General features: G+C 60.5%; 12 protein-coding genes and 1 pseudogene. 7 read left to right on the forward strand and 6 right to left on the reverse strand.

Features of this window, described 5'->3' with window-relative positions:
• Positions 1-40 precede the first annotated feature (40 nt).
• Entirely contained in the window at positions 41-1,129 is a 1,089-nt protein-coding gene (queG, locus tag PSPTO_RS25585) for a tRNA epoxyqueuosine(34) reductase QueG (protein WP_007244608.1), read from the forward strand.
• Between the two features lie 101 nt (positions 1,130-1,230).
• Here the strand turns inward: queG and PSPTO_RS25590 are convergent, their stop codons facing one another.
• Both PSPTO_RS25590 and orn read right to left on the reverse strand, forming a co-directional pair.
• On the reverse strand, positions 1,231-1,842 hold the full coding sequence (locus tag PSPTO_RS25590; protein WP_003380698.1) for a trimeric intracellular cation channel family protein: 612 nt from the start codon (positions 1,840-1,842) through the stop codon (positions 1,231-1,233).
• 96 nt (positions 1,843-1,938) lie between these two features.
• Positions 1,939-2,475, reverse strand: coding sequence for an oligoribonuclease (gene orn / locus PSPTO_RS25595; RefSeq protein WP_005763007.1), 537 nt, complete (start codon positions 2,473-2,475; stop codon positions 1,939-1,941).
• Positions 2,476-2,583: 108 nt separating this feature from the next.
• Between orn and rsgA the strand changes: the two genes are divergently transcribed.
• Positions 2,584-3,615 (forward strand): small ribosomal subunit biogenesis GTPase RsgA, encoded by a 1,032-nt coding sequence (gene rsgA / locus PSPTO_RS25600; RefSeq protein WP_005763005.1) that lies wholly within the window; start codon positions 2,584-2,586, stop codon positions 3,613-3,615.
• Between the two features lie 63 nt (positions 3,616-3,678).
• Here rsgA and motB read toward each other — a convergent pair whose 3' ends face one another.
• Both motB and motA read right to left on the reverse strand, forming a co-directional pair.
• The gene (gene motB / locus PSPTO_RS25605; protein WP_005763003.1) at positions 3,679-4,704 is read right to left on the reverse strand and encodes a flagellar motor protein MotB; all 1,026 of its coding nucleotides are present in this window, start codon (positions 4,702-4,704) and stop codon (positions 3,679-3,681) included.
• Between the two features lie 3 nt (positions 4,705-4,707).
• The gene (gene motA / locus PSPTO_RS25610; RefSeq protein ID WP_005763001.1) at positions 4,708-5,559 is read right to left on the reverse strand and encodes a flagellar motor stator protein MotA; all 852 of its coding nucleotides are present in this window, start codon (positions 5,557-5,559) and stop codon (positions 4,708-4,710) included.
• Between the two features lie 206 nt (positions 5,560-5,765).
• Between motA and PSPTO_RS25615 the strand changes: the two genes are divergently transcribed.
• The 4 genes and pseudogenes from PSPTO_RS25615 to PSPTO_RS25625 all read left to right on the forward strand — a co-directional run bounded on the left by PSPTO_RS25615 (position 5,766) and on the right by PSPTO_RS25625 (position 11,227).
• Positions 5,766-7,301, forward strand: coding sequence for an HDOD domain-containing protein (locus PSPTO_RS25615; RefSeq protein WP_011105242.1), 1,536 nt, complete (start codon positions 5,766-5,768; stop codon positions 7,299-7,301).
• Positions 7,302-7,346: 45 nt separating this feature from the next.
• A pseudogene (locus PSPTO_RS30415) lies at positions 7,347-8,159 on the forward strand (rhodanese-like domain-containing protein); the annotation flags it as partial.
• 165 nt (positions 8,160-8,324) lie between these two features.
• Entirely contained in the window at positions 8,325-9,188 is an 864-nt protein-coding gene (asd, locus tag PSPTO_RS30420; protein WP_046463663.1) for an archaetidylserine decarboxylase, read from the forward strand.
• A gap of 251 nt (positions 9,189-9,439) precedes the next feature.
• The gene (locus PSPTO_RS25625) at positions 9,440-11,227 is read left to right on the forward strand and encodes a hypothetical protein (RefSeq protein WP_011105244.1); all 1,788 of its coding nucleotides are present in this window, start codon (positions 9,440-9,442) and stop codon (positions 11,225-11,227) included.
• Positions 11,228-11,263: 36 nt separating this feature from the next.
• Here PSPTO_RS25625 and serB read toward each other — a convergent pair whose 3' ends face one another.
• Positions 11,264-12,478: a phosphoserine phosphatase SerB gene (gene serB, locus PSPTO_RS25630; protein ID WP_003380690.1), complete on the reverse strand. Its 1,215-nt coding sequence runs from the start codon at positions 12,476-12,478 to the stop codon at positions 11,264-11,266.
• 130 nt (positions 12,479-12,608) lie between these two features.
• Between serB and PSPTO_RS25635 the strand changes: the two genes are divergently transcribed.
• Entirely contained in the window at positions 12,609-14,150 is a 1,542-nt protein-coding gene (locus PSPTO_RS25635) for a HAMP domain-containing protein (protein ID WP_007244602.1), read from the forward strand.
• Positions 14,151-14,461: 311 nt separating this feature from the next.
• Here PSPTO_RS25635 and PSPTO_RS25645 read toward each other — a convergent pair whose 3' ends face one another.
• On the reverse strand, positions 14,462-15,157 hold the full coding sequence (locus PSPTO_RS25645) for a PqiC family protein (protein WP_007244601.1): 696 nt from the start codon (positions 15,155-15,157) through the stop codon (positions 14,462-14,464).
• Between the last annotated feature and the right edge of the window lie 36 nt (positions 15,158-15,193).

Genomic DNA, 15,193 nt, shown 5'->3' on the forward strand with positions numbered 1-15,193 from the left:
GCAGAATTATACGCACCTTGGTCCCGGTTTCTCTCTGCGCATGTCCGCTATTACTGCTCCACTCCCCACACTTGATGATCTTGCCACCCTTACCTTGTCGATCAAGGCGTGGGGGCGTGAGCTGGGCTTTCAGGAAGTAGGGATCAGCGGGCTTGACCTGGCAGAGCACGAGCAGCACTTGCAGCGCTGGCTTGACGCAGGCTATCACGGCGAAATGGACTATATGGCCGCCCACGGCAGCAAACGTTCCCACCCGGACGAACTGGTGCCGGGAACGTTGCGCGTGGTGTCGCTGCGCATGGACTATCTGCCCGGCGACACCGAAATGGCGCAACGCCTGACCGAGCCGGAAAAAGCCTATGTGTCCCGCTACGCCTTGGGCCGCGACTATCACAAGCTGATCCGCAAGCGCCTGCAACAACTGGCCGAGCGCATCCAGCAAGCTATCGGACCCTTTGGCTTTCGAGCGTTCGTGGACAGCGCGCCGGTGCTGGAAAAAGCCATTGCCGAGCAGGCAGGGCTGGGCTGGATCGGCAAGAACACACTAGTACTCAACCGTAAGGCCGGGAGCTTTTTCTTCCTCGGCGAGCTGTTTGTCGATATCCCGCTGCCGGTGGATGCACCTCACGCGACTGAACACTGCGGGCGCTGTACCGCCTGCCTGGACATCTGCCCGACGGCGGCCTTTGTCGGGCCTTATGTGCTGGATGCGCGACGGTGCATCTCCTACCTGACCATCGAGCTTAAAACCGCAATTCCCGAAGAGCTTCGCCCGCTGATTGGTAACAGGGTGTTTGGCTGTGACGATTGCCAGATCGTCTGCCCGTGGAACCGCTTCGCCCGCCCAACCGATCAAAGCGACTTCCAGCCACGCCATAACCTGGACAACGCCGGGCTGGCCGAGCTGTTTCTGTGGGATGAAGAAAAGTTTCTCGGCAGCACCGAAGGCTCGCCACTGCGCCGGGCGGGTTATGAGCGCTGGCTACGTAACCTGGCCGTAGGACTGGGCAACGCGCCGTCCACCATCCCGGTGATCGAAGCCCTCCAAGCACGGCGCGATTACCCGTCGGAGCTGGTCAGGGAACATGTGGAATGGGCGTTGCAGCGGCATGGCGTGGCGCCGCTTTAAATTGGCAGCGCGCGTGCTGGCCTCTTCGCGAGCAAGCTCGCTCCCACAAGACTTGTGAGTAGTCCGCGTGGGCATGCAACTCTTAACCCACTGCGTCCTCTTCAGGGCTCGTCTTTATAGACGAACTTGGGCATTTCCCAGTGGAAGCGGATGGCCAGCAGGCGCAGCAACAGGCCGCCAAACAGGGTGATCAGCACGGCCTGTTCGTTGGGCAACTGCAGGTACTGGCACAGCAGAAAACACCACGCGGCCAGAAACGACACGCTGGCGTACAGCTCGCGGCGGAAGATCAGCGGGATGTCATTGCAGAAGATGTCACGCAGGATGCCACCGAATACCCCGGTAATAACGCCGCACACCGACGCGATCACCAGACCATGTCCGGCTTCCAGTGCCGTCATGCAGCCGATCAATGTGAAGGCCACCAGCCCCAGTGCGTCGAGCACCAGAAACAGCGAGCGCAGGTGGCGCATCAGCGGTGCGATAAAGATCGTCACCAACGCCGCCACGCTGGTCAGCATCAGGTATTCCGGGTGCTTGACCCAAGTCAGCGGGTAATGACCGATCAGCACGTCACGCACCGAGCCACCGCCCAGCGCAGTCACGCAGGCGATCAGCACCACGCCGAACCAGTCCATCCCGCGACGCCCGGCAGACAGCGCGCCGGTCATGGCCTCAGCGGTGATGGCGATCAGATAAAGCATCAGCAACATGGCGGCGACTCTGCGACAAGGGCGCGCAGTCTAACCAGCGGACCTGCGCACTGAAAGAGTGCAGCGAAGATTATTCACTGCACGCGCGCGTCGTGATCAAGGCTTGATGAAGTGCTCGCGATAGAAGCGCAACTCGGCGATCGACTCACGAATGTCGTCCAGCGCCAGATGTGTGCTGCCTTTCTTGAATTTCAGCTCCGGAGCCCAGCGTGCGGCCAGCTCCTTGAGGGTCGAGACGTCCAGGTTGCGGTAGTGGAAGTAGTTTTCCAGTGCCGGCATGTGGCGATACAAAAAGCGGCGGTCCTGGCAGATGCTGTTGCCGCAGATCGGCGAACTGCGCTCCGGCACCCACAGCTTGATGAACGCCAGGGTCTGCGCCTCGGCGTCGGCCATGCTGATGGTGCTTTCGCGCACGCGCTGGGTCAGGCCCGAGCCGCCGTGTTGGCGAGTGTTCCACTCATCCATTTTTGCCAGCGTTTCATCGCTCTGGTGCACGGCGATCACCGGCCCTTCGGCCAGGGTGTTCAGCTCGCTGTCCGTAATGATTGTGGCCATTTCGATGATGACATCGGTATCAGGGTCCAGACCGGTCATTTCCAGATCGATCCAGATCAGATTCTGCTTGTTCTGCATGTGTCGACTCCTCAGCGTAGGCGCGCAGTTTAGCTCACCCTGCCGTGCTAGACTCCTGCCGATCAAACGTACTGCCTAATTCATTGTTTACTTCACATCGGAACACCCATGGCCAAACGCCAACTCAATCGTCGTCAGAACTGGCGCATCGAAAAAATTCAGGGCGAACGTGCGGCCCGTGCGGCAAAGCGCGAGTCCGTCACGCTTGAAACACTGGAGGGCGGCGACCTCGGCCCCGAGCAGACAGGCCTGGTAATCGCGCACTTTGGCGTACAGGTCGAAGTCGAGGCCCAGGAAGGCGAAGACGTCGGCAAGGTATTTCGCTGCCACCTGCGCGCCAACCTGCCCGCGCTGGTCACCGGTGATCGCGTTGTCTGGCGTGCCGGCAATCAGGGCATCGGTGTGATCGTCGCGCAATTGCCGCGCACCACCGAACTGCGTCGCCCGGACTCCCGCGGCCAGCTCAAGCCTGTGGCGGCCAACGTCGATCTGATCGTGATCGTCTTTGCGCCAATGCCCGAGCCGCACGCCAACCTGATCGACCGCTATCTGGTCGCCGCCGAGCACGCCGGCATTCATCCGCTGCTGCTGCTCAACAAAGCCGACCTGATCGACGAACAGAACGCGCCGGCGCTCAATGCGCTGTTGGCGGTTTATCGCACGCTCGGTTACCCGGTGCTGGAAGTGTCCGCGCACCAGGGCGACGGCATGCAGTCGCTGCAAAGCCAGCTCGATGGCCACATCAGTGTGTTCGTCGGTCAGTCCGGTGTCGGCAAGTCCTCGCTGGTCAACAGCCTGCTACCGGAAACCGACACCCGCGTCGGCCCGCTGTCCGAAGTGTCCGGCCAGGGCACGCACACCACCACCACCGCCCGCCTGTTTCACTTTCCCCGCGGCGGCGACCTGATCGACTCACCGGGTATTCGTGAGTTCGGCCTGGGTCACGTCAGCCGGGCAGACGTCGAAGCCGGCTTCATCGAGTTCAACGACCTGATCGGCACTTGCCGTTTCCGCGACTGCAAACACGACCGCGAGCCAGGTTGTGCCCTGCTCAAGGGCCTGGAAGACGGTCGCGTGCAACAGCAGCGCATGAACAGCTATCGCTCGATCATCGCCAGCCTGCCGCAAGACAGTTACTGACACCTGAAAGCCACACAAAAACGCCGCGATGATCGCGGCGTTCTTGTGTGAGTGTGTTGCGGCTCAGTTCTGGGCCGGCTCGACCCGTAACTTGCCCTCATCGAAGATGTTCAGCTTCTGCCGGATCTCGTGTGGCTGGGCGTAGGCCTGCGGATCGACCGGCGCGGCAGTCGAAGCGCCTGGCGCAGCGGGACCACCGGCAGGCGCTGGTGCAGGCTTGACTGGCGGTGCACCACCGGAGTTCTGATCGCCTTCGATACGATGCTGAGCCTTTTTGGTCAGCACCACGATATCAATGCGGCGGTTGACCGGGTTGGTCGGGTTCTCGCGGTCATACAGCGCCGACGAGGCATAACCCACGACTCTGGCCACCTGTGAATCCGGATAAGTACCAGCGACCAGCGCACGGCGCGCAGCGTTGGCACGGTTGGCCGACAGCTCCCAGTTGCCAAAGCCGTTGTTACCAACGAATGGCGTCGCATCGGTGTGGCCACTGATGCTGATCTTGTTAGGCACGCTTCTGATCGTGTCAGCCAGCGCCAGCAGGATGTCTTCAAAATAAGGCTTCAGACGCGCACTGCCCGAGTCGAACATCGGTCGGTTGTCGGCGTCCATTATCTGGATACGCAACCCGTCCTGGGTGATCTCGAACAGAATCTGGTCCTTGAATTTCTGCAGTTGCGGGTTTTCCTCGACCTTGTTCTGCAGCTCCTGCAACAGCATCTCCAGACGCTCCTGCTCGACCGCCTCGGCCTTGGTTTCCGACGTTTCGGCCTCAATAGGCACCGTGTCTGGCGAAGGGGTGGTCTTGACCTCAGGGTTGAGCGTCTGGTTCGGCGACATTTCCGGCGAGCCGCCCAGGTCGATCACATACGGTGAGCCGCTGTCGGAGAAGCCGACCGGGTCTTTGAAGTAACCGGCCACCGCGAGCAGCTGCTCCGGCGTTGCAGAGGACATCAGCCACAGCACCAGAAAGAACGCCATCATCGCCGTCGCGAAGTCGGCAAATGCGATTTTCCAGGCACCGCCGTGATGTCCGCCACCAAAGCGCTTTACGCGCTTGATGATAATCGGCTGATTATTTTCCATGACTTAGCGACCGCGAACCGCTTGTTCCAGCTCGCTGAAGCTGGGGCGATGCAGCGGATAGAGAACCTTGCGGCCAAACTCGACGGCCAGCGAAGGCGGCATGCCGGAGGCTGAAGCCACCAGCGACGCCTTGATGCTCTCATAGACGTTCATTTCTTCTTTGGCGTCGTGCGCAAGGCTGGTGGCCAGAGGGCCGAAGAAACCGTAAGCCGCGAGAATACCGAAGAACGTACCGACCAGCGCCGCACCTACGTGCATACCGATCGCAGCCTTGTCGCCCGAACCCAGCGACGCCATTGTCACCACAATACCCAGTACCGCAGCCACGATGCCGAAGCCGGGCATACCGTCGGCGATACCGGTAATGGCGTGGGATGGATGCTCAAGATCTTCTTTCATGCTCAGCAGTTCCATGTCGAACAGGCCTTCCAGCTCGTGGGGAGCCATGTTGCCGGACGACATGATGCGCAGGTAGTCGCAGATGTACGCAGTCATGCGTTCATCTTTAAGCACACCGGGGTACTTGGCGAAGATCGGGCTGGAGGCCGCGTCTTCGATATCTCCTTCAATCGCCATCATGCCTTCACGGCGGCTCTTGTTGAGGATTTCGTAGACCAACCCCAGCACTTCGAGGTAATAGGCGTGTGTGAAGCGCGTACCGAACATCTTCAGCGACTTCTTGAACACGTGCATGAACATGTAGCCAGGGTTGGCCTGGAGGAACGCGCCCAGTGCTGCACCGCCGATGATCAAGACCTCGTAGGGCTGGAACAGCGCCATGATCTTGCCATGGGACAGTACGTATCCGCCGAGGACACTCGCGATAACGACAATGATGCCGATAATTTTAGCCATAGGAAAAAATACTTTACTGAGTCGGGTTCAGGGACAGTCCGGAAGTTCTTGAATCTCTTCTTCTCCTTATCGGCCTAACTGGGCCAGACTATAGCCGGTTCTTGTGAAAAACCATTTTCCCGGTCCGATAAAAAGGGGAAACTGGCTGTCCAACCCCGCACACTGGCAGTCTTCCAGCCCGGATAATCAGCCGCACAGGCCATAGAATGTCGACAGCACATGTAGCACATCATCTGGTTCCCAAGACGCTTGATGCCTGGGTCAAACAGCTTGACGGCATCGCGCTGCCGGTGCCGGCCGTCAATCATGCTCACGTTCGTTCAGCGTTGAACGACAGCCGCCGCTCGCTGCGTGAAATCGCCGAAATGATGCAGGAAAGCCCTGCGCTGGTGCTCAGCGTGATGCGCGAGGCCAATCATCACACTCATGGCTTGACCGAACAGGCCGAGAGCCTCGAAATCGCGATAAACCGTCTGGGGCTGGCGCGTACCGAAACGCTTCTGGGACGCCTGCCGGCCAAACCGCCCGAGGAAATCCCGGCCGCCTACCGACAGTTGATTCTGGTCAGCCAGCACGCCACGCAACAGGCCAACGGGCTGTTTGCCAGCCGCCTTGCACGGCTCTGGCAGGACATCCATATGGGCAGCCTGCTGTTTCTTTCGCCGCTGTGGCCGATGGCGCTGGCTTACCCGAAACTGCTGGAAGAACTGGAATTGCGGGTCATCCACAAGGGCCAATCCAGCCTTGCGGTGGAAAAAGAGCTGTTTGGCGTCAACCTGCTGGAACTGTGCCTGGCCCTCGCCGAGTTCTGGCGCCTGCCGATCTGGGTCACACGCGGCTACAAACTGCTGATCAATGAACGGCGCGACCTGGCCAAGGTGCTGCGTATTTCTCGCGAAAAAAACAGCCCGCTGCAACAGCAGCAACTGATGGACGCCGACCCGAATCTGCGCCGCTGGCTGAATCAGCCGGCCAACACCGTATTGCTGGGCAACGGCCTGGCACTGGCGGCGCAAAATGCCTGGAACAGCCCGCACTGTCTGCGCTGGGAGCGGCTGACCAGCCTGTACCTGCAGCAACCGCTCAGCGATGTGCAGCAGCAGGCGCACCAGAACGCCGCCAGCAGCGCACGCATTCATTCGGAAAAAGACCTCTGGCACCCGGCCGAATCGCTGATATGGCCTTGGGACGCACGGCGCGTCAGACGCGACAACGAACCGGCACCGCCGCCCTCGGCCGACGCCCTGCAACTGTGGCGCAAACATTGCGCCCAATTGCTGCAAGAACCCAGCCCGTTCATCAACGCTATGCACCTGACCACCACCGCTCGCGACGCGTTCATGTCGTGCGGCATGGAACGGGTCATGCTGCTGATGCTGGACAAGACCTCCACCGTGCTGCGCGTCAATCAGACCGCCGGCCTGCCAGCGGAAGCGGCGGCCATGCAGCTGTTCACCAAGGAAAGCACCGTACTGCAACGCCTGCTGACCCAACCGACGCAGTTGCGCATGACGCCCGCCAACATTGCGCAGTTTTCTGCGCTGCTGCCTGCGCCGCTAAAAACGCTGTTCAGTGGCCAGCACTGGCTGATTCGCTCGCTGAGCAACAACGGCAAGGTCATGTTGCTGGTGGTCGCCGATCAGGGTGGAGGGGCCTTGTCGGAAATTTCCGTTCAGGCCTTCGGAAAAACCGCGCAATGCATTGAACGGGCACTTGGCATCTTTAGTCATCGCAAAGCGTGAGGCCTGGCGTACAATTCGCGTCTTTCTTTTCATCGGAGGCTGCAAATGTCCGCATTCACTGGCTTGTCGCTGGTCATCGAACCCAACGATCTGCTTGAGCGTCTCGACGCCCCTGAACTGATTCTCGTGGATCTGACCAGCAGCGCTCGCTACGAAGCCGGGCATATTCGCGGCGCTCGCTTCGTCGACCCGAAACGTACGCAACTGGGCAAGCCACCGGCGCCCGGCCTGCTACCGGACACGGCCGACCTGGAGCAGTTGTTCGGCGAGCTGGGCCACAACCCCGATGCGGTCTACGTTGTCTACGATGACGAGGGCGGTGGCTGGGCCGGGCGTTTCATCTGGTTGCTGGATGTCATCGGCCATAGCGGCTACCACTATCTGGACGGCGGCGTGCTGGCCTGGGAAGCGCAAGCACTGCCATTGAGCACCGAGGTGCCGCCGGTTGCTGGCGGCCCGGTTGCGCTGACACTGCACGACGAACCCACCGCCACCCGTGAATACCTGCAGAGCCGCCTGGGCGCAGATGACCTGGCAATCTGGGACGCACGCGCACCTACCGAATATTCGGGCGAAAAAGTGGTCGCCGCCAAAGGTGGACACATTCCCGGCGCAGTCAACTTCGAGTGGACGGCGGGCATGGACAAAGCGCGCAACCTGCGCATTCGTCAGGACATGCCGCAGATTCTGCAAGACCTGGGCATCACGCCTGACAAGGAAGTGATCACCCATTGTCAGACTCACCACCGCTCGGGCTTCACCTATCTGGTGGCCAAGGCGCTGGGCTACCCAAGGGTCAAGGCTTACGCCGGCTCGTGGGGAGAATGGGGCAATCATCCTGATACGCCGGTTGAAGTACCCACCGTGGCCGTTGCACCCATTGAAACGGCTGAGGTCATTGAACCGGCAGCGCCTGTCCAGCCAGCCGGAACCATTGAGCCTGTTCGCGCCACTGAATGGAGTAAGGGTTCTCAAAAATTTTCAGGACATTCATCTTCAGGACACTCATCTTCAGGACCCTCAATGAAAGACCGCTTGTTTATTCTCAGTCAGCACCTGTTGCCGCACCATCTGCTGTCCCGCCTGGCCGGCTGCGTTGCCGAATGCCGCGTGCGCTGGTTCAAGAACGCGTTTACAGCGTGGTTCGCCCGCCGCTATCAAGTGGACATGTCTCAAGCGCTGGTCGAGGACCTCACCTCGTACGAACACTTCAACGCGTTCTTCACCCGCGCGCTGAAAGCCGATGCCCGCCCGATGGACACCACGCCTGGCGCGATTCTTTCGCCAGCCGACGGCGCCATCAGCCAGTTGGGCCCTATCGATCACGGCCGCATTTTCCAGGCCAAGGGCCACAGCTTCAGCGTGCTTGAGCTGCTGGGCGGTGATCCAAAGCTCTCCGCGCCGTTCATGGGCGGCGAGTTCGCGACCGTTTACCTGTCGCCGAAGGACTACCACCGCGTACACATGCCATTGGCCGGTACGCTGCGCGAAATGGTCTATGTGCCGGGCCGTATCTTCTCGGTCAACCAGACCACCGCTGAAAATGTGCCGGAGCTGTTCGCCCGTAACGAGCGCGTGGTTTGCCTGTTCGACACCGAGCGCGGGCCGATGGCCGTGGTGCTGGTGGGTGCGATGATCGTAGCGTCGGTCGAGACGGTCTGGGCCGGGCTGGTCACGCCACCCAAGCGCGAACTGAAGACCTTCAGCTACGACGAAGCCGCGCGTGCGCCGATTCATCTGGAGAAAGGCGCCGAAATGGGCCGCTTCAAACTGGGTTCTACCGCCATTGTGCTGTTCGGACCAAACCAGGTGAAATGGGCTGAACAGTTGACCGCAGGCTCCAAGGTTCAGATGGGCCAGGCGCTGGCAGCTCCAGCTCAGGCCTGATCGCGGCGACACTGACAGGGCATGAGCGCTGCATGGACAGCAACGCTCATGAAACTTGAAGCCATACATACCGGCCTAATGCCACAATTACTGCAGGGTGATGCCGATACTGTTAAAGTCGTCCAACCGGTGTTGTAGGATACTTCGCACTTTCATGGGCGTATGCTCGACAGATCGCTGATCCGCGATGAAGTCATCCCCCATTTAAAGCCACCGTCCGGGCCAGTGAGTTGTTGGAGTCAGCCTGTCACATGAGTAATTTTAGCCTTCCTCTGCTGTTGCGTGCCCACACGCCGACGCAGTCGAGCCTGACATTCTGTGAAGCAAACCCCCGCGACATCAAGCGCTGGATCTCCAGGCTGCCCAAGGCAAACCTCGGGGAAATGGCCCGTCAGCTCTATCAGGGCCTGACCGAGCTTAACCAGTTGATCACCCCTGGCGACAATCGCCTGCAACTGCTGGAACTGCTGCGGCCGGAAGTCTATTTCGTCTGCAAGCACCTTGAGCGTCACTTTCTCAATCAGGCCATCGTGCTCGACGAGCGCCCGCGCAAGGTTGCCAATCTTTGCCAGGCCCTGCAAAACCACCTGGCAACCGGTTACAAGCAGATCATCCAACAAGTAGCGTCGCGCTACACCCGAGATCAGGCCGGGCTGTTCAGCATGGCATTGCAACGCGCATTGCACGGGCTCACCGGGCCGCTGATTCGTGCCAATCAGCTGTACTGCCCTGTTCAAGACGGCCTCTGGCTCGAACTGCACCAGATTTACCAGATTGCCCGCCAGTACCAGTTGCACCATGCGCTGGTCGATGAGCCGCTGGCGCACCACACCAAAGCATTGAGCATTGAACAGACGTATGTGATCGCGTTATTGATGGGCTGCTCGCGTTGCAATCAGATGCGTCAGTTGAACATCGGCAAGCTGGCCGATGCCCTGGAAGCGTGGAGCCCGTTGGTCAAACTGCAATGGCCTGCCGAGCAAAACGGCCTGTTCGCCCTGGACCCGACGGTCGACAAGCCGCCGCTGTACCACGCGTTATTCACCGATGAGCAATCGTCCAGGCTGCTGGGCATCAATACCTTCGCGCTGGCAGAGGCGATCAACCAGTATCTGGCGCTGCCGGACGATCAACGCTCCCCTTCAACGCTGTTGATTCCGACCGGCATCAACACTGACCTGTTGCAACATCTGGCGGTCGCCTGGGGCGATGTGGCTGAACGCACCTTTCATCGCACGCCAGGCCAGGGCACGCTGAAACTGTGCATCGGCATGAGTGCGCTGCATTTCTACGTGGCGGGCCAGCGCTCGTTCAGCGATTTGCTGCAATTGAACAGCGCGAGCGGTGCTGCGAATTTCTCGCTCAAGATCGCCAATACTGATGAAGAGGATGACCCTTGGTCCTCCGCCTTCGACACACATCGCGGCAAGACTTCATCCGTGCTGCTGCCCTACGAAGAGATCGAATACCCGAAGATTGAGGGCGACAACGACTCGCTTTCCAACGGCCAGCACGCGTTTCCGACCTTCGACCTGAATATCGTCAACCACAGCCCGGGCGGCTACTGCCTGGCATGGCAGAAGGAAGTGCCACAGCAATTGCAGGCCGGCGAGCTGGTGGGCATTCAGGACGACTCAGGCCTGGGCTGGAGCGTTGCCATCGTGCGCTGGGTCCGGCAGGTACGCAGCGGCGGCACGCAAATGGGCATCGAGCTGATCGCTCCCTTCGCCCAGCCATGCGGCATGCAACTGATACGCGAACAGCAGAACAGCCAATACCTGCGCACGTTGATGCTGCCGGAAGTACGCGCGATGGAAAAACCGCCGACCGTGCTCGCACCACGTCTGCCGTTTCAGGAAGGCAGCAAGGTGATGATCAACGTCGATGGTGAAGAGCGCCGCGCCTCACTGAGCAACCGGCGCATCAGCAGCGCCAGTTACAACCAGTTCGAGTATCAGATCTACGACGCGCCGAAAGCCGCCGAGGTCGAACAGGCGAAGCCGGGGCAGGAATTCGATTCCCTGTGGGGCACGCTGTAGTCGTTGCAATACCCTGGAGATCGCAACGACTGCGACTCAGCGTTTTCCTTCGCGGTCGCGAAAGCCCAGCAGGTACAGAACCCCATCCAGCCCCAAAGTTGAAATCGCCTGTTTGGCGGACTGCTTGACCAGCGGCTTGGCACGGAACGCGACACCCAGCCCGGCAATGGCCAGCATCGGCAGGTCATTGGCACCGTCGCCGACTGCGATGGTCTGCTCCAGACTCAAGCCTTCCTTGTGCGCCAGTTCGCGCAGCAGGTCAGCCTTGCGCTGAGCATTGACGATAGGCTCGACGGCCACGCCGGTGACTTTGCCATCGACCACTTCCAGTTCGTTGGCATACACGTAATCGATGCCCAGCTTCGCTTGCAGCTGTTTGGCGAAATAAGTGAAGCCACCGGACAGGATCGCGGTCTTGTAACCCAGCCGCTTGAGCTCGGAGAACAGCGTTTCAGCGCCTTCGGTCAGCCGCAGCGAAGCACCGATTTCATCCAGCACGCCGACGTCCAGCCCCTTGAGCAACGCCAGACGCTCCTTGAAGCTCTCACTGAAATCCAGTTCGCCGCGCATTGCCCGTTCGGTGATCTCGGCAACCTGCTCGCCGACGCCTGCGGCCTTGGCCAGCTCGTCGATCACTTCGGCCTCGATCAGCGTCGAGTCCATGTCGAACACCGCCAGACGCCGGTTGCGGCGGAACAGCGAATCCTGCTGGAAGGCGATATCGACATTCAGCTCCTGGGCCACGGCGAGGAACTCGGCCTGCATGGCTTTCGGGTCGGCAGGCTCGCCGCGCACGGTGAACTCGATGCAGCCCTTGCCCTTGTCAGCCGGGGTATCGAGCGGCATGCGCCCGGACAGGCGATCGATCTGGTCGATATTCAACCCGTATTTGGCAGTGATGGCGCTGACACACTGCAATTGCTCGGCGGTGACCTTGCGGGTCAGCAGCGTCACGATGTGCCGTGCCTTGCCCTGGCCCTCGACCCAATGCTGATAGCCTTCTTCGGACACGGCCGTGAAACGCACCTGTTGGTCCAGCTTGTAGGCGGTAAACAGGATGTCCTTGAGCACGGACGAGCCCTGCACGGTATCCGGAATTTCAACCAGAATGCCGAACGACAGCGTGTCGTGGATCACCGCCTGACCGATGTCGAGAATGTTCACGCCACCCTGAGCCAGGACGCCGGTGATAGCCGCAGTGAGACCTGGACGGTCGACACCGGTGATGTTAATCAGGACAATTTCGCGCAAGGCGCACCCCCGCAGTGGAAAAAAACCGCATTCTAACCACATTCAGTGACCACCGGGCACAGGCAGCGCTTTGCCGCTACTGGGTCGCTCGTTATACTGCGCGACAACTTCACCGAAAGAGCCGTGCTCTGTGAACCGGCCCACGCCTGTTAAAACCGATAATTTCTTCCTGCTCATCTTTCGTGCCCTGCGTCATCGCCGTGTACCGATCGCTTTGCGCATTGCCAGCCATAACGTGATCCTGGTCGCTTTGGCGCTGGTGATCTACGCCGGTGTCATGGGCCTGCAGTTCAAGCAGGCCATGCACGAACAGGCGGATGCGCTGGGGCAGGCCCTGACGACCCAGACCGCCACCTCGGCTACCGAGCTGTTGGTGTCCAACGACATCCTCAGTCTCAACGTGCTGCTGGGCAATCTGGTCAAAAACCCGCTGGTAGCGCATGCCGCTATCTACAGTGTGGATAACCGCATTCTGGCGGAAGCCGGCCAGCGCCCGAAAAACGGGCTTCTGGGCGAGGCGCAGGGCCTGTATGAAATCAAGATCACGTTCCAGGACGTGATGGCGGGTCATCTGCGCATCAGCCTCGACATGTCGCAGTTCCAGCAACCGATGACCATCAGCCTGCAGAGCATGGGCATTCTGGCGGGCATCCTGCTGGCGCTGGCGCTGGCCCTGAGCCTGCGCCTCGGTCGCCATATCTCCACCCCGCTGATGCAAATGCGCATCTGGCTGCGCGATATCGACCCGTATACGCCAGCCACAGACCGTCAGGATGAAATCGGCGATCTGGCCCGGCAACTGCGCACCTCGTTCGCACCGCCAGTGCCGGAGCCAGAACCGCTGCCCGAGCCTGAATATGAAGGCGACGAAGACGAAGGCGAGGATCCCTACCTGGAGCCGGAAGAAAAGCCTGCCCCACCCACCTCTGCACGCGCCAGCGAAGCAAAACCTCGCCTGCCGGCGCCGCCCGTCCAGCGTCGCATCGTCGCAGAAGAAGATGAGGATGATGACGAAGACCCGTTCGCGGACCTGCGTGACACCTCAGGCAGCACACCCGTTGCGCGCCCTGCTGCATCGCCTGTCGCTCAACAAGAGCCGCACAACAGTGCCGTGCTGGCTGTTCAGCTGGGCGCACAGGATCAGTTACGCCGTCTGCCGCGCGCACGCTTGACCGAACTGCTGCAGCGCTATCGCGACTGTGTCGATCAGGCCGCCTCGGTGTACGAAGGCGAGCTGCACACGCTGAACGACGGCAGCACGCTGATGCTGTTCCACAGCCACGAAAGCGGTGACGACTACCTGACCAACGCCATTTGCTGCGGCGAGTTGCTGCGCGCGCTAAGCCACGCCTTGCAGATCGAAGTGGCCGACAGCGGTATTACCTTGCAACTGCAACTGGGCCTGACCCTGGGTGAGAACCTCAGCGGCCTGAGCCAGATAGACCTGTTGCTGACTGAAACGGCGCAGGACGCCTTGGCGTTGTCTCAGCACAGCCGCAACCTGCTGCTGGTCGAGCGGCGAATCAACGATGACCCGCTGATCCGCCAGCGCGCCCGCATCCGCCCCATCGCAAGCCCGGAAGGTGCCTGCTGTGTGGAGCGTCTGATGGAGCCCTACCCGTCCATGCTCGAACGCCAACTGTCGCGCATGCACGAATCCAACAAAGGCTGACAGTCGCCTCTGGCGCCCATCACATCACCATAACTATCGTGCCGACGCTCTGCGTCGGCATGTCGTTCTGAACACTGAGCGTCAGGAACGACAATCTCAACTATCGTGCTGCTGATAACCTATCGTGCGACGCTCTGCGTCCGATCTTGAGGGCGGGGGGCGTGGCGCAGATTTGTGACGCAGAGCGTCACGCACGGCATTCCTACTCTGGAACGTGATGAACGATAGGTACCCGGACTGAAACGAGAAGCGTCCGAACCCCCAACAAAAAGCCCGCATCGCTGCGGGCTTTTTTGTTTGTCCGATTCAGTCTAGAAGCGGAACACCTCAAGGTCGGTACGTATCGGCGATGCCATTGGCATGCGTGGCTTGTCAGGCTCTTTGGCCTTGGCCACCGGGGCCTTTTTTGGCTCTTCGAGCGGCTGCCAGGAAATCGGCTTGATCGCCGTGCTGACCTGATCGGCCAGGCGCTGCAAGAGCATGCCTTGCGCCTTGACCTGGTCGGCAGAGCTGCCGGCATGGACTTGCTCAAGGTGGACCAGTCGGCTGTCGCGGACATGGCCTTTGCGGTCCAGAAGACGCCATTGCGCATCCAGAACCGCAGGCTGTTTGGCACCGGAGTCCAGACGGGTGATCGACAATACGACCTGAACGTCCGGCGTGAAATTGGCAACCGCAGGCGCCATTACGACTCGCTGGCTGTCCAGTTTCCAGGCCAGTTGGCGCAGGAGCAACTGGTCGATATCCGAAGACAGGTTGCCCGCCCAGCGCCCGTCAGGCGATGCGGTCAGGGTGCCATCCGGCTGGCGTTGTAAAAGGGTTTCGCGTTGCAGATAGTCGGCCACCGAAACAGGACCCAGCAATACTGCCAGACCGCTACTCTGTTTCGGCTGACCAGGCTCACCGCTATCGAGCTGATACAGCGCGGTCGGCTGGCGCGAACTGCAACCAGCCAGACCCAGAACGCCAGTCATCAGCAAGATCAGGGGAAGGCGTAGAAAATTCATCATCCCATCCAGGTGGCCGTCCACAGACAAGCCACA

It is taken from the genome of Pseudomonas syringae pv. tomato str. DC3000 (assembly GCF_000007805.1).
Taxonomy (GTDB): domain Bacteria; phylum Pseudomonadota; class Gammaproteobacteria; order Pseudomonadales; family Pseudomonadaceae; genus Aquipseudomonas; species Aquipseudomonas avellanae.